We start from the raw sequence: 20,310 nt of genomic DNA, 5'->3' as shown, positions 1-20,310 counted from the left end.
CCCGATCTGTACCTTTTCCACGGATCGGGCGGCACGTATGATTGCGCCTCGTCACGCACCAGTCTGGCAGCCAGACCGGGCGCATTCAAACGGATTATGGGAGCCACGGCTCAAGACGTCCGCCTGTGTGAAGACGCAGGAATCCCAGCACGGTTGTCCATTCGCCGCCTGGATCGTTCATTTTCGGGATCACATCGCCATGCAGTTCAGCAAATCGAACAAGCTCGCCAACGTCTGCTACGACATTCGCGGCCCGGTGCTCAAGCACGCCAAACGACTGGAAGAGGAAGGCCAGCGCATCCTCAAGCTGAACATCGGCAACCCGGCGCCGTTTGGTTTCGAAGCGCCGGACGAAATTCTTCAGGATGTGATCCGCAACCTGCCGACCGCGCAAGGCTACAGCGACTCCAAAGGCCTGTTCAGCGCGCGCAAAGCGGTGATGCAGTACTACCAGCAAAAGAATGTCGAAGGTGTCGGCATCGAAGACATCTACCTGGGCAACGGCGTTTCCGAGCTGATCGTGATGTCGCTGCAGGCGCTGCTCAACAACGGCGACGAAGTACTGGTGCCCGCCCCGGACTATCCGCTGTGGACCGCCGCCGTCAGCCTCGCTGGAGGTAACGCCGTGCATTACCTGTGCGACGAAGGCGCCGACTGGTTCCCGGATCTGGCCGACATCAAGGCCAAGATCACCCCGAACACCAAAGCCATGGTGATCATCAACCCGAACAACCCGACCGGCGCGGTGTATTCGAAGGAAGTGTTGCTGGGCATGCTCGAAATCGCCCGTGCGCACAACCTGGTGGTGTTCTCCGACGAGATCTACGACAAGATTCTGTACGACGATGCCGTGCACATCTGCACCGCATCGCTTGCTCCGGACTTGCTCTGCCTGACCTTTAACGGCCTGTCGAAGTCCTACCGTGTGGCGGGTTTCCGCTCCGGCTGGATCGCCATCTCCGGGCCGAAGCACAACGCGCAGAGCTACATCGAAGGCATCGACATGCTGGCCAACATGCGCCTGTGCGCCAACGTGCCGAGCCAGCACGCGATCCAGACCGCATTGGGTGGCTATCAGAGCATCAACGACCTGGTGCTGCCGCAGGGTCGCCTGCTGGAACAGCGCAACCGCACCTGGGAATTGCTCAACGACATTCCGGGCGTAAGCTGCGTCAAGCCGATGGGCGCACTGTATGCGTTCCCGAAAATCGACCCAAAGGTCTGCCCGATCCACAACGACGAGAAGTTCGTTCTCGACCTGCTGCTCTCCGAGAAGCTGCTGGTGGTGCAAGGCACGGCGTTCAACTGGCCATGGCCTGACCACTTCCGCGTGGTCACCCTGCCCCGCGTCGACGATCTGGAAATGGCCATCGGCCGTATCGGCAACTTCCTCAAGTCCTACCGCCAGTAAGTGGCCAGCAGTGCGCAACGGTCATACGTTGCGCACTGTCTGATTCAGCAACACTTCTGCATTCCGCGTCCGCGCACGCCTTCTACACTTGCGATTCATACCGCTTACCTGCGTCCGGCGTAATGACGACGGGTCGCGGCAGGCTGTCATCCCGATCGTTTTCTGTCGTGGGAAATGTGCCGAGCACCGAAGAATCCGCTGTAGGACACAGTTTGAAATAGTCACTCAGTTGAATAGCCCGGTGCGGCACCTTATATACCCCGCAGTACGCTACATCTTTAGCTTGAGGAGATTTCTACAACCATGATGCGCATCCTGCTGTTTTTGGCCACTAACCTGGCGGTCGTGCTGATAGCCAGCATCACCCTGAGCCTGTTCGGCTTCAACGGGTTCATGGCGGCCAACGGGGTTGATCTCGACCTTAGTCAGCTGCTGGTTTTCTGTGCAGTCTTTGGTTTCGCCGGCTCGCTGTTCTCGCTGTTCATCTCCAAGTGGATGGCGAAAATGAGCACCGGCACCCAGATCATCAGCCAGCCACGCACCCGGCATGAGCAATGGCTGCTGCAAACCGTCGAGCAACTGTCCCGCGAAGCCGGGATCAAGATGCCCGAAGTCGGTATTTTCCCGGCCTACGAAGCAAACGCCTTCGCCACCGGCTGGAACAAGAACGACGCGCTGGTCGCGGTCAGCCAGGGCTTGCTCGAGCGCTTCTCGCCCGATGAAGTGAAAGCCGTACTGGTCCACGAAATCGGTCACGTGGCCAACGGCGACATGGTCACCCTGGCGCTGATTCAAGGCGTGGTGAACACCTTCGTGATGTTCTTTGCGCGGATCATTGGCAACTTCGTCGACAAGGTGATTTTCAAGAACGAAGAAGGCCAGGGCATCGCTTACTACGTGGCGACCATCTTCGCCGAACTGGTACTGGGCATTCTCGCCAGTGCAATCGTCATGTGGTTCTCGCGCAAGCGCGAATTCCGTGCCGACGAAGCCGGCGCCCGTCTGGCCGGCACCACCGCAATGATCGGCGCACTTCAACGCCTGCGCGCCGAACAGGGCCTGCCGGTGCACATGCCGGACACCCTGAACGCCTTTGGCATCAACGGTGGCATCAAACAGGGCTTCGCCCGCATGTTCATGAGCCACCCGCCGCTGGAAGAGCGTATCGACGCGTTGCGTCGTCGCGGTTGATCAGATTGGCGTAAAAACAAGAGGCCCGCAGTGATGCGGGCCTTTTTTGTTCCTGCCAATAATGGATTGTTGCTGATGGCCTCTTCGCGAGCAGGCTCGCTCCCACACGAGCCCTGCGAACACCCATCCAATGTGCGAGCGAGCCTGCTCGCGAAGAGGCCGGTGAAGGCGACAAAACTATCGGGAAGAAACGCGGTACACCCGCTCCTCCAGCCGCGTCACCCCAGCCTGAAGGAACTTACCGCTCTCCCCCAGCACATCCTGCTCTTCCAACACCTGCACCTGCCAAGCACCACTCAGCAACCGCTTGACCTCATCATCCCCCACCGCAAACGGCGGCCCCGGCATCTGCGCCTGATCGTAGTCCAGCGTAATCAACAGCCCTTGCACACCCAACGGCAGAATCCGCTGAAGATGCGCCGCATAACGCTCACGCATCGGCGCTGGCAAGGCAATCAGCGCGGCGCGGTCGTACAACGCCGTGCAATCGGCCACATCGCCCGCCGTCAGCGCAAAAAAATCCCCGCACCACAACTCGATGGCATCGCTGCGATAGACCTTGAACGCGCCCTTCTCACTGATCTGTGGCTGTATCTGATGCTCACTGAAAAAGTCTTCAATAGCCTTTTCCGACAGCTCAATCCCGAGCACCTGATGACCGTGCCCTGCCAGCCACGCCAGATCCAGACTTTTCCCACACAAAGGCACGAGCACTCGCGCCGGTGCCGGGGCCGCCCAGTGCCGCTGCAGATACGGGTTCACCTCGGGCAGATGGAACCCGATCTGCCCCGAAGCCCACTTCTTGTGCCAAAACTCAGGTTGCATGCATCACTCCAAATAATTCGATCAAAAAGCGTTAAAACTTATATTAGATTTAGATCAATGATCTGAATGAAGATGAGGCCATCTTAACGCTCAGGAACCCATCATGTTTCCCAGCCTGTTTATTTCCCACGGTTCACCCATGCTGGCGCTGGAGCCCGGCGCCAGTGGCCCGGCGCTGGCGCGTCTGGCCGCCGAATTACCGAAGCCCAAAGCCATCGTCATCGTCTCCGCCCATTGGGAAAGCCACGAACTGCTGGTCAGCAGTAATGCGCAACCGGAAACCTGGCACGACTTCGGCGGCTTTCCCCGCGCGCTGTTTGAAGTGCAGTACCCGGCGCCGGGCAATCCGCAGTTGGCCGCTGAGGTGGCCGATCTGTTGAATGCCAACAACCTGCCCGCTCGCCTCGACCCGCAACGCCCGTTCGATCATGGCGTCTGGGTACCGCTGTCGTTGATGTACCCGCAAGCGGATATCCCGGTGGTGCAAATTTCTCTGCCGAGCCGTGGCGGCCCGGCGTTGCAAACCCGGGTCGGCCGAGCGCTGGCGAGTCTGCGTGACCAGGGAATTTTGCTGATCGGTTCCGGAAGCATCACGCACAACCTGCGTGAACTCGACTGGCACGCCGGCCCGGAAAGTGTCGAGCCATGGGCGCGGGATTTTCGTGACTGGGTGATTGAGAAGTTGGCGGCCGACGATGAGGCGGCGTTGCATGATTATCGCCAGCAGGCGCCGCATGCGGTGCGCAGTCATCCGAGTGATGAGCATTTGTTGCCGCTGTATTTCGCGCGGGGTGCGGGCGGTGCGTTTAGCGTTGCGCACAAAGGATTCACGATGGGTGCGTTGGGCATGGATATTTATCGTTTCAGTTGACGCCTTCGCGAGCAGGCTCGCTCCCACAAAGGCAAAAAGCAGGCAAAAAAAATCCCCGAACCAGTCGGGGATTTTTTATGTTCGATCAATCAGCCCAAGGACGGATCAATCTTCGCGGTAGCGACGCAGTTTCAGCTGCTTACCGGCAACGCGAGTGTCCTTCAGTTTGGTCAGGAGCTTGTCCAGACCATCTTCCGGCAGCTCGACGAGGCTGAAGCTGTCACGCACCTGGATGCGACCGATCGCTTCACGGGCCAGACCGCCTTCGTTGAGGATGGCGCCCAGCAGGTTTTTCGCAGCGATACCATCACGCGCGCCCAGCGCGGTACGGCAACGAGCACGGCCTTCGCCCAAAGGCATTGGTGCGCGACGCTCGCGGTCACCACGATCAGGACGATCACCGGTGCGCTCAGGACGATCGCCACGCGGTGCGTTGTTCGGCACCAGTGGACGCTCCTTCTCGATCGCAGCCAGGTTCAGCGCTTGACCGTTGGTGGCTTTGCGCAGCAGCGCAGCAGCCAGGGCACGCGGGGTGCAGCCGATGTCTGCAGTCAGACGATCGAGCAGCTCACCGTGAGTCGACTCGGCATCAGCAACCAGCGGCGACAGGCTGTTGGTCAGTTTCTTGATGCGTGCATCGAGAACAGCTTGAGCGTCCGGCAGGCGTACTTCGGCAACTTTTTGACCGGTTACACGCTCGATCACTTGCAGCATGCGGCGCTCACGTGGAGTCACCAGCAGCAGTGCACGACCTTCGCGACCAGCACGGCCAGTACGGCCGATACGGTGAACGTAGGACTCTGGGTCGTACGGCATGTCAACGTTGAACACGTGAGTGATGCGCGGAACGTCCAGACCACGGGCAGCAACGTCGGTCGCAACAACGATGTCCAGACGGCCATCTTTCAGCGAGTCGATGACGCGCTCACGCTGGTTCTGGGCGATGTCACCGTTCAGCGCTGCGGCTTTGTAGCCTTTGGCGTCGAGGGCGCTGGCCAGATCCAGGGTCGCTTGCTTGGTGCGCACGAACATGATCAGAGCGTCGAAATCTTCCACTTCCAGCAAGCTGAGAACGGCCGAAGTCTTCTGATCAGCGTGAACCAACAGGTGAGCCTGTTCGATCGCGGTAACGGTCTGGGTCTTGGTCTGGATCTTCACGTGTTGCGGATCGCGCAGGTGGCGTTCGGCAATGGCGCGGATCGACTGCGGCAGGGTAGCCGAGAACAAAACGGTCTGACGGGTCGCTGGCAGAGCCTTGAAGATGACTTCCAGGTCATCCATGAAGCCCAGTTTCAACATTTCGTCAGCTTCGTCGAGAACCAGGTGGTTCACGGTCGACAGAACTTTTTCGTCACGACGCAGGTGGTCGCACAGACGGCCCGGAGTGGCGACAACGATCTGTGCGCCATTACGGATTGCTTTCAGTTGCGGGCCCATAGGCGCGCCGCCGTAAACAGCCACAACGGTAACGCCCGGCATTTGCTTGGCGTAGGTTTCGAAAGCGGTTGCTACTTGCAGCGCCAACTCACGAGTTGGCGCCAGGATCAGGGCTTGCGGTTCGCGCTTGGCAGGATCGATGCGGTGCAGGATAGGCAGTGCGAACGCGGCTGTTTTACCGGTACCGGTTTGCGCCTGGCCAATCATGTCCTGGCCGGCCATGATGATCGGGATCGATTGCTGCTGAATCGCCGAAGGCTCTTCGTAGCCAGTCGCTGCGACGGCTGCAAGAATATTCGGGTTAAGATTAAAAGCGGCGAATCCGCCGGTTTCCTGGGTCATGGGTCTGCCTCTAAGTGCATCCGCAAAGACCCATGCTCCAAAGCTGCGCATGCCGTGTTGAGACTCAAGAGTCGCCCTGGCAGCTTTGTCGGCGGGGATTTGCGAAAACGAATGAATGAAAAAAAGAATCGTCCGGGAAGAGCCCGCAATGCGGACGTGCAGCCGAAGCTGACTTCGGGAAATTGCGCTACCTAAACGCGGCCCGGTTAAAGGCCGGCGCGCACTATACCGGATTTTGCCCAAAAAGGGAGCTTTTTTTATCGTCAAAATACCTGTGTCACCGCTGTGTAACGGGGTTTTGCGGATAATCGCGCCAAGGTCTATTTTTCAAAGGCCCGGCCCTGCGGGCGATGACGCTTAAACGATTCATCGACATGCGGCATTCCGTCGCTGCACCCGCCCTTCCTGCCCGAGGATCCAGCCATGAATCAGCTCTGCCCCGGCCGCGTCAGCCGTGAACGTCGTGGTCACGTCAACCTGATCGGCCTTGATCGAGCGGCCAAGCGCAATGCTTTCGACCTCGACCTGCTGAATGACCTGAGTTTGGCTTACGGTGAGTTCGAGGCCGACAGCGAAGCGCGGGTGGCGGTGGTGTTTGGTCACGGCGAGCACTTTACCGCTGGTCTGGATCTGGTCAGCGCCAGCGGCGCACTCGCTGAAGGCTGGCAGGTTCCGACCGGCGGTTGCGACCCATGGGGTGTTTTCGTCGGGCCACGGGTGAGCAAACCGGTGATTGTCGCCGCGCAGGGCTACTGCCTGACCATTGGCATCGAGCTGATGCTGGCGGCAGATATCAATCTCTGTGCGAGCAATACCCGCTTCGCGCAAATGGAAGTACAGCGTGGGATTTTTCCTTTTGGTGGCGCGACTTTACGTTTTCAACAGATTGCCGGTTGGGGCAATGCCATGCGCTGGTTGCTGACCGGCGATGAGTTTGATGCGCACGAGGCGTTGCATCTGGGATTGGTGCAGGAAGTCATGGCCAGTGAGGACCTGTTGCCGAGAGCGATTGAGTTGGCTGAACGGATTGCCCGGCAGGCACCGTTGGGGGTGCAGGCGACGTTGATGTCGGCGCGGCAGGCGCGGTATGAGGGTGAGACGGCGGCGACGCAAGGGCTGCCGGCGCTGGTGAAGAAGTTGCTGGCAAGTGAGGATGCCAGGGAGGGGGTGAGGTCGTTGGTGGAGCGGCGACCTGGCATTTTCAAAGGGATCTGAAATTTTCGCAGACTATCAGGCCCTCTTCGCGAGCAGGCTCGCTCCCACAGGGAAATGCATTCCAGTGTGGGAGCCTGCTCGCGAAGGGTCCATCACTGACAACTCAGGTGGCCGGGCGAATACTGTTGATCAACGACTGCAACGAATACCCCAGCCGCGGCGCCAGCGCTTCGGCCCGGGCAGTCAGTGCCTGCATGTCCAGCACCTGATCGAGATCCGCCGGGACAATCAGAATCACATTGCCCTCCTTCACCGGCAACTCCCAGTAATGCCGGTGATAGAGCCCGCGCAACAACGCTGCGCCCAACGGTTTGCCATCATCGGTAGCCCACTGATTGATCACCAGCCAGCCACCGGGATTCAGCCGCTTCTGACAGTCGCCGAGAAAACTCCACGCCAGATGCCCGACACCCGGCCCGACATCGGTATACAGGTCGACGAAAATCAGGTCCGCCGGCTCAGCGCTCGGCAGCAACTCCAGCGCATCGCCGACGCGAATGTACAGGCGTGGATCATCGTCCAGCCCAAGGTATTCGATCGCCAGACGTGGCACATCCGGACGCAGTTCAATGGCTTCGACATCTTCCAGCGACAGGAACTTGAGACAGGCCTGCGTCAGCGTACCGGCACCCAGCCCGAGAAACAGCGCACTCTCCGGCTGCTCATGGCACAACGCACCGATCAGCATCGCCCGGGTGTAATCGTATTCCAGCCAGCTCGGATCCGCGGTGAACACGCAGCTCTGCTCGATCGCATCGCCGAACTCGAGAAAGCGGTAATCAGCCACTTCCAGCACGCGAATCACGCCGAACTCATCCTGTACTTCGGCGAGCAGATGCTCGACGCGCTCCTCAGTCATTTCGTCTCCTGATGGTCACCGGGCGCGGTGACGCGATGGCACCGCTGTGGCGCCGTGGCAAAGCGGCGATTGTCGGCGATGGGGCAGGAGCAGGTCACGCACTAATTGCTGCTAACATGGCCTTCCGTGCGTAGACCCTTAGAGACCGTGATGAGCCAACCGTGGAGCCCTGACAGCTGGCGCGCCCTGCCGATCCAGCAACAACCGCAATATCCCGACGCCGCGCACCTGCGCCAGGTCGAGCAAACCCTGGCCAGTTATCCGCCGCTGGTGTTTGCCGGTGAAGCGCGCGAACTGCGTCGACAGTTTGCCGAGGTCACTCAGGGCCGGGCCTTCCTGTTGCAGGGTGGCGATTGCGCGGAAAGCTTCGCCGAGTTCTCCGCAGCGAAAATTCGCGACACTTTTAAAGTGTTGCTGCAGATGGCGATCGTCATGACCTTCGCCGCCGGTTGCCCGGTGGTCAAGGTCGGACGCATGGCCGGCCAGTTCGCCAAGCCGCGCTCGGCCAATGACGAAACCATCGACGGCGTAACGCTGCCGGCTTATCGCGGCGACATCGTCAACGGCATCGGCTTCGACGAAAAGAGCCGCGTGCCGGATCCGGAACGCCTGCTGCAGTCCTATCACCAGTCCACTGCCACGCTGAACCTGCTGCGCGCCTTCGCTCAGGGCGGTTTTGCCGACCTGCATCAGGTGCACAAGTGGAACCTCGACTTCATCGCCAACTCGGCGCTGGCCGAGAAGTACAGCCACCTCGCCGACCGCATTGATGAAACCCTGGCGTTCATGCGCGCCTGCGGCATGGACAGCTCGCCACAACTGCGCGAAACCAGCTTCTTCACCGCCCACGAAGCGTTGCTGCTGAACTACGAAGAAGCCTTCGTGCGCCGCGACAGCCTGACCAACGATTACTACGATTGCTCGGCACACATGCTGTGGATCGGCGACCGTACCCGTCAGCTCGACGGCGCGCATGTTGAGTTCCTGCGTGGGGTGAACAACCCGATCGGCGTCAAGGTCGGCCCGAGCATGAACCCGGAGGATCTGATCCGCCTGATCGACGTGCTCAACCCGGACAACGATCCGGGGCGCCTCAACCTGATTGCGCGGATGGGCGCAAACAAGGTCGGCGATCATTTGCCAGCGCTGATCCGCGCGGTGCAGAGTGAAGGCAAGCAAGTGCTGTGGAGCTCCGACCCGATGCACGGCAACACCATCAAGGCCAGCAGCGGCTACAAGACCCGCGACTTCGCGCAGATCCTTGGCGAGGTGAAGCAGTTCTTCCAGGTGCACGAAGCCGAAGGCAGTTATGCCGGCGGGATTCATATTGAAATGACCGGGCAGAATGTCACCGAGTGCATTGGTGGCGCGCGGCCGATTACTGAAGACGGATTGTCGGATCGCTATCACACGCATTGTGATCCACGGATGAATGCCGATCAGTCGCTGGAGTTGGCGTTCTTGATTGCTGAAACCCTCAAGCAGGTTCGCCGCTAGACCGAGTCGCCTCTTTCGCGAGCAGGCTCGCTCCCACACTGGATTTGTGTCGTATACGAAACCCATGTGGGAGCGAGCCTGCTCGCGAAGAGGCCGGCTCAGACACCGCCAACCTCTGCCAATGCCACCCGCAACCGCGCCGCACTCTCGCGCTGACAATTCAACTGCACCCGCGCAAGCCCCAACCAACCCGCCATCTGTCGCAAGTTCAGCGCCAGCGCCAACATCCCCTCCTCATCAAGTCCCTTCTCCTCTTCGTGCACCGCATGCACCGCCAACTGCCCGGCCGCTCGCTCCGCGCGCAAATCAACCCGCGCGGCAATCCGCTCGTTGTGCAAAAACGGCAACACGTAATAGCCATAAACCCGTTTGTCCTGCGGCGTGTAGATCTCCAGCCGATAGCGGAAATCGAACAACCGCTCGGTGCGGCTGCGTTCCCAGATCAACGAATCGAAGGGCGACAACAGCGCACTGGCGACAACCTTGCGCGGGACTTTCGGTTCCGGCAGGCAATAGGCGATCTGTCGCCAACCAGCGACTTCGCACATCTGCAATTGCCCGGCCTCGACCAGCTCAGCCAGTCGCGGCCGTGCATCCGCCGGATTCAGACGGAAGTAATCACGCAGGTCCTTTTCAGTGCCGACGCCCAACGCCTGCGCCGCATGCAACAGCAATCCACGCTGCGCCTCGGCTTCATCCGGCAACGCTTGCTGCAAAATAGAATACGGGATCACCCGCTCCGGCAAATCATACAAACGCTCGAAACCACGACGCCCCGCCACCGTTACTTCACCGGCGGCAAACAACCATTCCAGCGCGTGCTTTTCCGCGCTCCAGTCCCACCAAGGTCCGGCCTTGTCTTCGCGGGTCGACAAACTGCCGGCGCCCAGCGCGCCCTGCTCTTCCACCGAACTCAAGACCCGGCGAACAACCTCCTGCTGCTCGCGACCGAATCGGGCCAATTGCTGGTAGATATCCTCGCCGCGCCTGGCTCGCTGCATGCGCCACGCCATCAACGGATACATCGACAGCGGCAGCAACGACGCCTCATGGCCCCAGTATTCGAACAATGTACGACGTCGCCCCGAACTCCAGGCAGCCTGGTCGAGCAAGTCGGAGGAATAGGAACCGAGACGGGAAAACAGCGGCAGGTAGTGCGAACGCACCACGGCGTTGACGGAGTCGATTTGCAACAAGCCCAGCCGTTCGATCAGCCGGTTGACGTGGGCGGCCTTGACAGTCGGCGGCTGGCGCCCGTTGAAGCCTTGGGCCGCCAGCGCCAGTCGTCGCGCCTGTTTGAGGGAAAAGGATACTGTTGCGGGCATGAGCATCTCCTTGTCTGCTCGCAACCTACCTCACTGGAAGTTGGTTTGTGTAGGGCTCTGCTGATCATTTATGCAGCGGGTCATTTATGCATCGGGTCATCCCAGAACGGCCGCACGGCTTCGTGTTCAACGTCGGCACGACTGACGCCGATGTCTTTCAACGCTTCATCACTCAGACTGGCGAGCAACTCACGTTCACGGTGCAGTTCGTACCAGCGGCTAAACTTGTGCAGCAGGTCGGAAACGATATGGCCATGGCCGGAAAATTTTGATTCGTCTACATACTCTCTTTGACCTTTCATCGTGTTGCCTCCTTTTGTGGATGGCTCAAGTCTCGCGCCAGCGCTAAGATCAATCCAACGAATGTTTCTGATGGCATGCATCACGGAGATTCATCAATTGTCGGCTTACCCCAGTATCGATACCGATGTTCTGCGCACCTTTGTCGCCATTGCTGATCAGGGCGGTTTCACCCGCGCCGGTGAAATGGTCAACCGCACGCAGTCGGCGGTGAGCATGCAGATGAAGCGCCTGGAAGAAGACGTCTTGCAGCGGCAGTTGTTCGAGCGCGACGGCCGCCAGGTGCGCCTGACCGCTGAAGGCCAGGTGCTGCTCGGTTACGCGCGGCGCATCCTCAAGTTGCACAGCGAAGTGTTCAACACGCTGCGCGAGCCGCACATGGTCGGCACCGTGCGCATCGGCACGCCCGATGATTACGTGATGAGGTTTCTGCCGGGGATTCTGTCGCGGTTTGCGCAGTTCTATCCGCTGATCCAGATCGAAGTGCATTGCGAGTCGACCAAACAGCTGTTGCAGCGCACTGACCTGGATTTGTCGATCGTTACCCGCGAGCCGGGTAACGAGATCGGCCAGTTACTGCGCAAAGAACGGTTTGTCTGGGCCGAGGCGCAGAATTTCAGCGCCCACGAACAGACGCCGTTGCCGCTGGCGATGTTCAACAGTGATTGTTTCTGCCGTTTGTGGGCGTGTAACGCGCTGGACGCGATGGGCCGCGAATACCGCATCGCTTACAACAGCACCAGCCTCTCGGCGCTGATGGCGGTGGTGAGCGCCGGTCTGGCGATCACCGCGCAACTGGAAAGCCTGATCACCCCGGACATGCGCATCCTCGGCGCCGCCGAAGATCTGCCGCTGTTGCCCGAGGCCAGCATCATGCTGATCCGCAACCTGAACAATCCGTCGCCGATCACTGAATGCCTGGCTGAGCACATCGTCGAAGGTTTTAAACTTTAAACGCGAGCATCACCGCGCACAGCACCAGGAAACCGCAGAACAGCCCGCGCAGGAGTTTTTCCGGCATGGCGTGGGCGACTTTCACTCCCCAACTGATGCTCGCCAGACCGCCGATCGCCAGTGGCAGACCGATCATCCAGTCGACTTCGTGGTGTACCGCGTAAGTCACCAGAGTCACGCCGGTGCTTGGCAAGGCCAAGGCCAGCGACAAGCCTTGAGCAACCACTTGCGTGGTGCCGAACAGGCTGGTCAGCACCGGCGTTGCCACCACCGCGCCGCCGACACCGAACAAACCGCCCATGGTTCCGGACGCCGCGCCAAGCACGCCGAGCCAAGGCCAGGAATAGCGCATTTCAGACGTCGCAGCGGGTGGCTTGCCGAACATCTTCAGCAGGTTGTACGCCGAGAGCACCACCAGGAACGCGACAAAGCCGATGCGCATGGTTTGCGCATCTATGCCCACTGCCCAGATCGAACCGATCCAGGCAAAGCAGAAACCCATGATCGCCAGGGGCAACGCGTGCCGCAGTTCGATGCGATTGCGCTGGTGGTAACGCCACAGCGCCAGCATCACGTTCGGTACGACCATGACCAGCGCCGTGCCTTGGGCGATCTGCTGATCGAGACCAAACCACACGCCGAGCAAAGGAATGGCGATCAAGCCGCCGCCAATACCGAATATTCCGCCGAGCGTGCCGAGGGCGGCACCGAACAGCAGGTACAACAAAAACTCAATCACAACCGAATTCCTCTTACGTCAGGCGATTCATCCTACGCAGTCATGGCTGGCGGGGAAACGCACAGCAACGCACAATGGCTATGCCGAATTCGCACAAGCGCTGAGCTGATATGAATCCCAATCAATTGACCGATCAACTCGGGCTGTTTCTCGACGTGCTGGAGAGTGGAAGTTTTTCCGCCGCCTCGCGCCGTCATCCGCTGACACCTTCCGCCGTCGCGCGACGGATCGACAGCTTGGAAAGCGCCGTCGGCAGCCAGTTATTTGTACGCAGCACCCATGCCGTACGCGCGACGCCCGCCGGTCTGGCGTTCGCCGAACGTGCCCGACGCATAGTCGCCGAGTTGCAACTGGCGCGGGCCGAAGCTGTGTCGCTGAGCAGCGCGCCGGAAGGCTTGATTCGCATCGACGCCCCCGCTGCGTTCGGACGCCGGCATCTGGCGCCGGTGATTGCCGACTTTCTCGTGCTCTACCCGGGATTGGATGTGCAGTTGCACTTGATCGACAGTTTCGTCGACATGGGCGGCTCAAACCTGGGCAAGGTTGATCTGGTGCTGCGTGCCGGGCAAATGGCTGACACGCGATTGGTTGCCACGCCCTTGGCGAGCATGGTGCGCATTGCCTGCGCCAGTCCTGACTATCTCAAACGCCGGGGCGTGCCCGGCAGTCCGGCACAACTTGGTGAGCATGATGGTCTGGATTGGGAAGGCCTCGCCCCGCCCTTCGCCTGGCGCTTCGAGCACGACGGCCAGATGCACTTACACCGCCCGGCACGCATCCGCATGAGTGCCAACAATGCCGAGGCCTTGGTCTGCGGCGCCTTGGCTGGCTTGGGCATCGCGCATTTGCCGACCTGGCTGGCGAGCGAATACCTGCTACGCGGGGAACTGGTACCGCTGTTCTGCGAAAACGGCCTGCCAAGCCCGGAATCCACCGGCATTTACGCGCTGCGCATGGAGCAACAAACCAACTCGCGCAGCCGCCTGCTTCTGGAATATCTCAAGACCCGTTTCAGCCCGGTGCCTCCGTGGGATCTGGCCCTACAGAGGGACCTGGACCGACACTAGCACTGGAGAATTATCTGGCGCATTAAAGATTCGAGCGCTAGATTCATGGCCATTACCGAACAAGGCTTTGACATGACTTCCGAACGCGACAACTGCGACGACCTGCTCCTCGACAATCAGGCGTGCTTCGCCCTGCACTCCACTTCGCTGATGATGACCAAGGTCTACAAGCCACTGCTGCAAGCCTTGAACCTGACCTATCCGCAATACCTGGCAATGATGGTGCTGTGGGAAAAGGATGGCTTGACCGTCGGAGAAATCAGCACGCGACTGCTGACCGATCCCGGCTCGCTGACTCCGCTGCTCAAGCGCCTGGAAGGCGAAGGCTTACTGAGTCGCACGCGCAGCCGTGAGGATGAGCGCGTGGTGATTGTCGAGTTGACCGAGCAAGGCCGCGCGCTGAAAGAAAAAGCCCAGACGGTCCCGCAATGCATCCTCGGCGCCAGCGGCTTCTCTCTGGAACGCCTGCAGAAGCTGCAAGCAGAGTTGCAGGCACTGCGTAGTCATCTACAAGAAAGCCTTATCTAAGGCCCACCAATCCCTGTAGGAGTGAGCCTGCTCGCGATAGCGGAGTGCCAGTCAACTCAGAAGTCGACTGAACCACCGCTATCGCGAGCAGGCTCACTCCTACATTTGATCTCGTCGTCTGAAGAATATTTTTCAACGCCTGATCTCCCCGCCATCCCCTCTAAATCGCACTTTTCAGGCTGACCAGCGATTCGCCGTTTTTGCCGAAACGCAAATTCTTCAGAAATTTATCTTGCGCACAATATATTAGCGCGATACATTCACTTCGCACTTACTTAGCGCGCAAATAATTAGCGCGTACAACCACACCCAATGAGGCTCACACCATGCAAACTCTCTACACCGCAATCGCAACCTCCACTGGCGGCCGTGATGGTCGTGCGATCTCCAGCGACAACATCCTCGACGTCAAACTCGCTACCCCGAAAGAACTCGGCGGTGCCGGCGGCGCGGCGACCAACCCAGAGCAACTGTTCGCGGCTGGCTACTCGGCCTGCTTCATCGGCGCTCTGAAATTCGTCGCCAGCCAGACCAAACGCAAAATCCCTGACGACGCCTCGATCACCGCCCACGTCGGTATCGGCCAGATCCCTGGCGGCTTCGGACTGGACATCGATCTGCACATCAGCCTGCCAGGTCTGGAACAGGCCGACGCTCAAGCGCTGGTCGACGCTGCTCACCAGGTCTGCCCGTACTCCAACGCCACCCGTGGCAACGTCGATGTGCGTCTGCACGTTACCGTCTGATCACTGACGCCCCAGGCCCGAACAGGAAATGAACATGCACACTTTCAGCAAAGTCTTGACCGGTACCCTTCTCGCCCTGTCTATCCACAGCGCTTTCGCCGGTGATGTCGAACACAACACTCAGGCATTTCTCGATGTGCTGAATGCCGGCACCGGCAAACCGATGGAACAGCTGACGCCCAAAGATGCCCGCGCCGTGCTGGTCGGTGCGCAGTCCGGGGTCAAGTTGACGCTGCCAAAAGCGGACGTCAGTGAAAAGATCATCCAGGTCGACGGTCAACCGTTGAGCCTGACCATCGTCCGGCCGGCCGGAGTCAAGGGCGAGCTGCCGGTGTTCATGTTCTTCCACGGCGGTGGCTGGGTGCTGGGCGATTTCCCGACGCACGAGCGGCTGGTGCGGGATCTGGTGGTTGGTTCGGGAGCGGCGGCGGTATTCGTCAATTACACGCCTTCCCCGGAAGTGCATTACCCGGTAGCAATCAATCAGGCCTACGCAGCGACGAAGTGGGTCGCTGAGCACGGTAAAGAGATCAATGTCGACGGCAAGCGTCTGGCTGTGGCGGGCAACAGCGTCGGCGGCAACATGGCGGCCGTGGTTGCACTGATGGCCAAAGACAAAGGCACTCCGGCGATCAAATTCCAGGTGCTGCTGTGGCCAGTGACGGACGCCAATTTCGATACTGGCTCCTACAATCAGTACGCCGAAGGGCACTTCCTCACGCGCAACATGATGAAATGGTTCTGGGACAACTACACCACTGACGCCAAGCAGCGAAACGAGATCTACGCCTCGCCGCTGCGGGCCACCACTGCACAACTGAAGGGCCTGCCGCCCGCTCTGGTGCAGACCGCCGGCGCCGATGTGCTGCGTGATGAGGGTGAAGCTTACGCTCGCAAACTCGACGAGGCTGGTGTAGCGGTGACGTCGGTGCGTTACAACGGCATGATTCACGATTACGGCTTGCTTAACGTGGTCAGTCAGGTGCCGGCAGTGCGTTCGGCAATGCTGCAGGCATCTGAAGAACTCAAGCAACACTTGAAGTAACTACGAGCCCATTGTGGGAGCGAGCCTGCTCGCGAAAGCGGTGTGTCATCCGGTGATGTGCTGGCGGACAGAACGCATTCGCGAGCAGGCTCGCTCCCACGGGGGATAGGTGTGCAGTTCAAAACTGCAGGCACAAAAAAGCCCGACTCAATGGTCGGGCTTTTTCTTTCCGCAAAAACCGATGCTTATTTGGCACGGCCTTTGTAGGAACCGCCTTCGCGGGTGTCGATCTCGATCTTGTCACCGATTTCGATGAAGTCAGCAACTTGCAGCTCGGTACCGTTAGCCAGCTTGGCTGGCTTCATGACTTTGCCGGAAGTGTCGCCGCGAGCCGAACCTTCGGTGTAGTCAACTACGCGCACGATGGTGGTCGGCAGCTCTACGGAAACCAGACGCTCTTCGAAGAAGATCGCTTCGCAAACATCGGTCATGCCTTCTTCAACGAAAGGCAGAACAGCTTCGATGTCTTCAGCGTTCAGCTCGTACATGGTGTAGTCAGTGGTGTCCATGAACGTGTAGGTGTCGCCGCTGATGAAGGACAAGGTCGCTTCTTTGCGGTCGAGGATTACGTCGTCCAGTTTGTCGTCAGCGCTGTAAACGATCTCGGTCTTGTAACCGGTCAGCAGGTTTTTCAGCTTGGTCTTCATGATCGCGCTGTTACGGCCCGACTTGGTGAATTCAGCTTTCTGAACCAGCCAAGGATCGTTCTCGAGACGGATCACGGTACCGGGTTTCAGTTCTTTACCAGTTTTCATTGCGAATATCCGAATTTGGATGGGATTTACAAAAATCTAGGCCGCGTATCATATCCAATTTAGGTAAAACTGTACCAGCGCTGCGGCAAGATCGGCCTGCAAGCCTTGTTCCAGACACCACGCTTCGGCATTTTTCTGCAGTTCTGGCCAATGATTACGGGCGGCGAGCCAGTGTTCGCCGATGGGTTGACCGGCGCTCCACGCTCGCCAGAGACCGTTCACCGCCTCGGCAGCGGCCGGTGACAGGCCTTTTGTGTAGAGCGCGAGGAAGGCGTCGAGCTTGTCCAGATGGATGTCTTCGTCCTGCTGATAGATGTGCCAGAGCATCGGCCGCCCCGCCCATTGCGCGCGGACAAACGAATCTTCACCGCGCACCGCATTGAAATCGCAGCACCAGAGCAAGTGATCATATTGATCCTGTCGGACGAACGGCAGCACTTGCACGATCAGGGACTGACGCACATGGATCGCACCAACGGTCAGCGTTTCCACACCCAGCCAGCGCGCCACATCGCCAAGAACCCGCCCTTCCGGCACTAGCAGATGGGTCGGCGCGGCGTCCGCTGCCAACACGTCCAGCCAACTGGCCAGCCCGGCATTCTCGTAGGCAAATAACGAAATCAGCTGCGCCTCAGGCGCGCGATCGATGCCCAGGCCTTGCAGGAATTGTCGCTGCGCCTCGGGATCCTGTTGAAACTGCCGACGCTGCCCAAGCAATCCACGCTCACGCAGCAAACCGCCAGTACCGGGCTGGAAACCGGGGAAAAAGAAGATTTTTTGCACCGATTTGTATTTCACCGACGGCAGACCGTGGCAACCGACAACCCAGTCCTCGGCGCTGAGGTAGTCGAGGTTCATCCACAACGGCGGCTTTTCACGCTCGGCCATAGCATCCATGTAGTCACTGGGCAACTGGCAGGCAAACGCGGCGATCACCACATCCGCCGCATCTGTGTGCACCCACTCAGCCGGCCAGTGCCGCACTTCGACGCCTTGTTGCGATTGCTGTGCGGCGTTGATATCAATCACCGGGCAAATGCGTTCGAATGCGCGCAGATCATCGACCCACAATCGCACTGCCAAACCATGCTCAGCCACCAATTGCCGGGCCAGACGCCAAGTCACGCCGATGTCGCCAAAGTTGTCGACCACCGTGCAGAAAATATCCCAGCGGGGTTTCAATTCCGGCATTCAAGACTCCCGTTGGCAAAAGCAGCAATTGTCCGCATAAATGACCTCGCGCAGAAGTCCCGACGGCGATTAATCTTCGTGCGACAATCGCCACTTGCCCGCAATCACCCGCCAGGAGGCAGCCATGCCCTACCGTCCCAACCCGCGCCGTCCTTTGCCTGTTCAGCTTAGTGCGCTGCATCTGATCGGCAGCATTGCCTTGGGCATGTGGCTGGGCTTCGTCGCCATTGCGCTGACCTGCTGGCTACTGTCGCATTTCGTGTTCAAAGAACAACTGGCACCGGTTGCTCAAGCTGTGCAGCAACTGGCCAATCCGCCGGCGGCTGTTCAAGTCCAGCCGGATATTCCACCGCAGAGCCCGTTGTTCCAGCAGTACGAAGAAAACCTGCGCAAGAACGAGCAGCAGGCACGGCTGGATCAGGCGCGTGGCAGCACGCGTAATCTGTCGAATCCAAAGTGTCAGTTCTGGCTGCAACAGGATCAGACGGCTCCGAGCGAGAAAAGCCGCGCCAACGTTTTGCAATTCTGCGATTGATCATGAACAAACACACGGTTCACCAACTGATTCTCGACAAACTGCGCATCGACCTCGACATCGCCGAACGCGCTGCGCAAACCGCTTACGAAACCGCGACCCACGAAGAAAACATCGCCGAAAACAAGTACGACACGCTGGGCCTTGAGGCGTCGTATCTGGCGGCCGGACAGGCGAAACGTGTCGAGGAAATTCGTCAGTCACTGGCGTTGTGTCAGAACCTGACGCTGCGTGCCTACGATGAAAATCGTGGAATCGAGGTCGGCGCCCTGCTCGGTCTGGAGGACGAAAAGGGTCGCGAACAATGGCTGTTTCTGGCACCGGATGCGGCAGGGCTGAAAGTCGATGTGGTCGGACAGCCGATTACCGTGATCACCCCGCGCTCGCCGCTGGGCAAAGGTCTGCTGGGCAGGTGCGAAGGCGATGAGGTGGAGATTCTGGTGGCGGGCACCCGGCAACAATTTGCTGTCACCGAGGTGCTTTAAGGTAGTTGATCAGTGAACCGGCAGTTCGACGCCGTCGAACAGTTCTTCCAGTTCCTGCTTGTTGTGGCACTGAATGGCTTTGGCCATGACTTCGCGGGTCAGGTGCGGAGCGAACTTCTCGATGAAGTCGCACATGAAACCACGCAGGAAGGTGCCGCGACGGAAACCGATCTTGGTGATGCTCGATTCGAACAGCTCGCTGGCATCCAGCACCACCAGGTCGTTGTCGAGTTTGGTGTCGACCGCCATTTTAGCGACGATGCCCACACCCAGCCCCAGGCGTACGTAGGTTTTAATCACGTCGGCGTCGGCAGCGGTGAACACCACTTTCGGTGTCAGACCGCGATGACTGAAGGCTTCGTCGAGTTTCGAGCGACCGGTAAAACCAAATACGTAAGTCACGATCGGGTATTCGGCCAGTGCTTCCAGGGTCAGCTTCGGCAGCTTGGTCAGCGGGTGGCCCTGCGGCACGACTACGCAACGGTTCCAGCGATAGCACGGCATCATCACCAGGTCGCCGAACAGCTCCAGCGCTTCGGTGGCAATGGCGAAATCGACGGTGCCGTCTGCAGCCATTTCGGCGATCTGCATCGGCGAACCCTGATGCATGTGCAGCGCCACGTCCGGGTATTGCTTGATGAAATTGCTGATCACCGGTGGCAGCGCATAACGTGCCTGGGTATGGGTGGTAGCGATCGACAGGGTGCCTTTCTTCTCGTTGGAAAATTCCTGAGCGATCTGTTTGATGCTTTCGACCTTGCGCAGAATCTCACCGGCGGTGGTGATGATGCGCTCGCCGGCCGGGGTCACGCGAGTCAGGTGCTTGCCGCTGCGGGCAAACACTTCGACGCCGAGTTCGTCTTCCAGCAGGCGGATTTGTTTACTGATGCCCGGTTGCGAGGTGTAAAGGCTTTGGGCTGTAGCGGAAACGTTGAGGTCGTGGTGCGCCACTTCCCAGATGTAGCGCAGTTGTTGAAGCTTCATATGAATCC

21 protein-coding genes are annotated in these 20,310 nt (G+C 59.4%); 12 read left to right on the top strand and 9 right to left on the bottom strand.

Annotated elements, in window-relative coordinates:
* Window positions 1-199 precede the first annotated feature (199 nt).
* Together ACOYXE_RS02285 and htpX are read left to right on the top strand one after the other, a co-directional pair.
* Window positions 200-1,411 (top strand): pyridoxal phosphate-dependent aminotransferase, encoded by a 1,212-nt coding sequence (locus ACOYXE_RS02285; RefSeq protein ID WP_007908620.1) that lies wholly within the window; start codon window positions 200-202, stop codon window positions 1,409-1,411.
* A 303-nt stretch (window positions 1,412-1,714) separates the two neighbouring features.
* Entirely contained in the window at window positions 1,715-2,602 is an 888-nt protein-coding gene (htpX, locus tag ACOYXE_RS02280) for a protease HtpX (protein WP_460927531.1), read from the top strand.
* A gap of 177 nt (window positions 2,603-2,779) precedes the next feature.
* Here the strand turns inward: htpX and ACOYXE_RS02275 are convergent, their stop codons facing one another.
* A complete protein-coding gene (locus ACOYXE_RS02275; protein WP_160058904.1) occupies window positions 2,780-3,427 on the bottom strand; it encodes a thiopurine S-methyltransferase in 648 nt (215 codons plus the stop codon).
* 103 nt (window positions 3,428-3,530) lie between these two features.
* Here ACOYXE_RS02275 and ACOYXE_RS02270 point away from each other — a divergent pair, with 103 nt between their 5' ends.
* Window positions 3,531-4,298 carry a DODA-type extradiol aromatic ring-opening family dioxygenase gene (locus ACOYXE_RS02270; protein WP_460927529.1) on the top strand — a complete coding sequence of 256 codons (768 nt, stop codon included), beginning with the start codon at window positions 3,531-3,533 and terminating at the stop codon, window positions 4,296-4,298.
* Between the two features lie 105 nt (window positions 4,299-4,403).
* On the opposite strand, the gene ACOYXE_RS02265 is transcribed toward ACOYXE_RS02270, so the two are convergent.
* Window positions 4,404-6,077 (bottom strand): DEAD/DEAH box helicase, encoded by a 1,674-nt coding sequence (locus ACOYXE_RS02265; RefSeq protein WP_008088238.1) that lies wholly within the window; start codon window positions 6,075-6,077, stop codon window positions 4,404-4,406.
* A 423-nt stretch (window positions 6,078-6,500) separates the two neighbouring features.
* Here ACOYXE_RS02265 and ACOYXE_RS02260 point away from each other — a divergent pair, with 423 nt between their 5' ends.
* Window positions 6,501-7,292 (top strand): crotonase/enoyl-CoA hydratase family protein, encoded by a 792-nt coding sequence (locus ACOYXE_RS02260; protein WP_160058906.1) that lies wholly within the window; start codon window positions 6,501-6,503, stop codon window positions 7,290-7,292.
* 103 nt (window positions 7,293-7,395) lie between these two features.
* Here the strand turns inward: ACOYXE_RS02260 and ACOYXE_RS02255 are convergent, their stop codons facing one another.
* Complete coding sequence (locus tag ACOYXE_RS02255) at window positions 7,396-8,151, bottom strand: spermidine synthase (RefSeq protein ID WP_160058907.1); 756 nt, start codon at window positions 8,149-8,151, stop codon at window positions 7,396-7,398.
* Between the two features lie 150 nt (window positions 8,152-8,301).
* Here ACOYXE_RS02255 and ACOYXE_RS02250 point away from each other — a divergent pair, with 150 nt between their 5' ends.
* Window positions 8,302-9,648 (top strand): class II 3-deoxy-7-phosphoheptulonate synthase, encoded by a 1,347-nt coding sequence (locus ACOYXE_RS02250; protein WP_460927526.1) that lies wholly within the window; start codon window positions 8,302-8,304, stop codon window positions 9,646-9,648.
* Between the two features lie 98 nt (window positions 9,649-9,746).
* On the opposite strand, the gene ACOYXE_RS02245 is transcribed toward ACOYXE_RS02250, so the two are convergent.
* On the bottom strand, window positions 9,747-10,973 hold the full coding sequence (locus ACOYXE_RS02245) for a winged helix-turn-helix domain-containing protein (RefSeq protein ID WP_460927524.1): 1,227 nt from the start codon (window positions 10,971-10,973) through the stop codon (window positions 9,747-9,749).
* A gap of 80 nt (window positions 10,974-11,053) precedes the next feature.
* The gene (locus tag ACOYXE_RS02240; protein WP_007908607.1) at window positions 11,054-11,275 is read right to left on the bottom strand and encodes a DUF1127 domain-containing protein; all 222 of its coding nucleotides are present in this window, start codon (window positions 11,273-11,275) and stop codon (window positions 11,054-11,056) included.
* A gap of 97 nt (window positions 11,276-11,372) precedes the next feature.
* On the opposite strand from ACOYXE_RS02240, the gene ACOYXE_RS02235 reads away from it, so the two are divergent.
* Complete coding sequence (locus ACOYXE_RS02235) at window positions 11,373-12,227, top strand: LysR substrate-binding domain-containing protein (RefSeq protein ID WP_007908606.1); 855 nt, start codon at window positions 11,373-11,375, stop codon at window positions 12,225-12,227.
* Here ACOYXE_RS02235 and ACOYXE_RS02230 read toward each other — a convergent pair.
* Entirely contained in the window at window positions 12,217-12,966 is a 750-nt protein-coding gene (locus ACOYXE_RS02230; RefSeq protein ID WP_160058910.1) for a sulfite exporter TauE/SafE family protein, read from the bottom strand. The genes ACOYXE_RS02235 and ACOYXE_RS02230 overlap by 11 nt on opposite strands.
* A gap of 110 nt (window positions 12,967-13,076) precedes the next feature.
* Here ACOYXE_RS02230 and ACOYXE_RS02225 point away from each other — a divergent pair, with 110 nt between their 5' ends.
* From ACOYXE_RS02225 to ACOYXE_RS02210, 4 genes are all read left to right on the top strand, one after another.
* Window positions 13,077-14,033: a LysR family transcriptional regulator gene (locus ACOYXE_RS02225; RefSeq protein ID WP_160058911.1), complete on the top strand. Its 957-nt coding sequence runs from the start codon at window positions 13,077-13,079 to the stop codon at window positions 14,031-14,033.
* 45 nt (window positions 14,034-14,078) lie between these two features.
* A complete protein-coding gene (locus tag ACOYXE_RS02220; RefSeq protein ID WP_160058912.1) occupies window positions 14,079-14,561 on the top strand; it encodes a MarR family winged helix-turn-helix transcriptional regulator in 483 nt (160 codons plus the stop codon).
* 326 nt (window positions 14,562-14,887) lie between these two features.
* A complete protein-coding gene (locus ACOYXE_RS02215; protein WP_007908600.1) occupies window positions 14,888-15,307 on the top strand; it encodes an organic hydroperoxide resistance protein in 420 nt (139 codons plus the stop codon).
* A 34-nt stretch (window positions 15,308-15,341) separates the two neighbouring features.
* Window positions 15,342-16,352, top strand: coding sequence for an alpha/beta hydrolase (locus tag ACOYXE_RS02210; RefSeq protein ID WP_460927521.1), 1,011 nt, complete (start codon window positions 15,342-15,344; stop codon window positions 16,350-16,352).
* 185 nt (window positions 16,353-16,537) lie between these two features.
* On the opposite strand, the gene ACOYXE_RS02205 is transcribed toward ACOYXE_RS02210, so the two are convergent.
* Both ACOYXE_RS02205 and earP read right to left on the bottom strand, forming a co-directional pair.
* Window positions 16,538-17,107 (bottom strand): elongation factor P, encoded by a 570-nt coding sequence (locus ACOYXE_RS02205; RefSeq protein ID WP_007908599.1) that lies wholly within the window; start codon window positions 17,105-17,107, stop codon window positions 16,538-16,540.
* A gap of 48 nt (window positions 17,108-17,155) precedes the next feature.
* Window positions 17,156-18,298, bottom strand: a complete 1,143-nt coding sequence (earP, locus tag ACOYXE_RS02200; RefSeq protein WP_160058914.1) for an elongation factor P maturation arginine rhamnosyltransferase EarP — start codon at window positions 18,296-18,298, stop codon at window positions 17,156-17,158.
* A gap of 124 nt (window positions 18,299-18,422) precedes the next feature.
* On the opposite strand from earP, the gene ACOYXE_RS02195 reads away from it, so the two are divergent.
* Both ACOYXE_RS02195 and ACOYXE_RS02190 read left to right on the top strand, forming a co-directional pair.
* A complete protein-coding gene (locus ACOYXE_RS02195) occupies window positions 18,423-18,833 on the top strand; it encodes a hypothetical protein (protein WP_160058915.1) in 411 nt (136 codons plus the stop codon).
* Between the two features lie 2 nt (window positions 18,834-18,835).
* On the top strand, window positions 18,836-19,318 hold the full coding sequence (locus ACOYXE_RS02190) for a GreA/GreB family elongation factor (RefSeq protein ID WP_160058916.1): 483 nt from the start codon (window positions 18,836-18,838) through the stop codon (window positions 19,316-19,318).
* A 9-nt stretch (window positions 19,319-19,327) separates the two neighbouring features.
* On the opposite strand, the gene cysB is transcribed toward ACOYXE_RS02190, so the two are convergent.
* A complete protein-coding gene (gene cysB / locus ACOYXE_RS02185; RefSeq protein WP_007908591.1) occupies window positions 19,328-20,302 on the bottom strand; it encodes an HTH-type transcriptional regulator CysB in 975 nt (324 codons plus the stop codon).
* Window positions 20,303-20,310: the final 8 nt, after the last annotated feature.

The sequence above is a fragment of the Pseudomonas sp. MC6 genome (assembly GCF_054790575.1).
The sequence above is the reverse complement of the archived record's forward strand: the minus strand, read 5'-3'. Positions and strand labels throughout refer to the sequence as shown.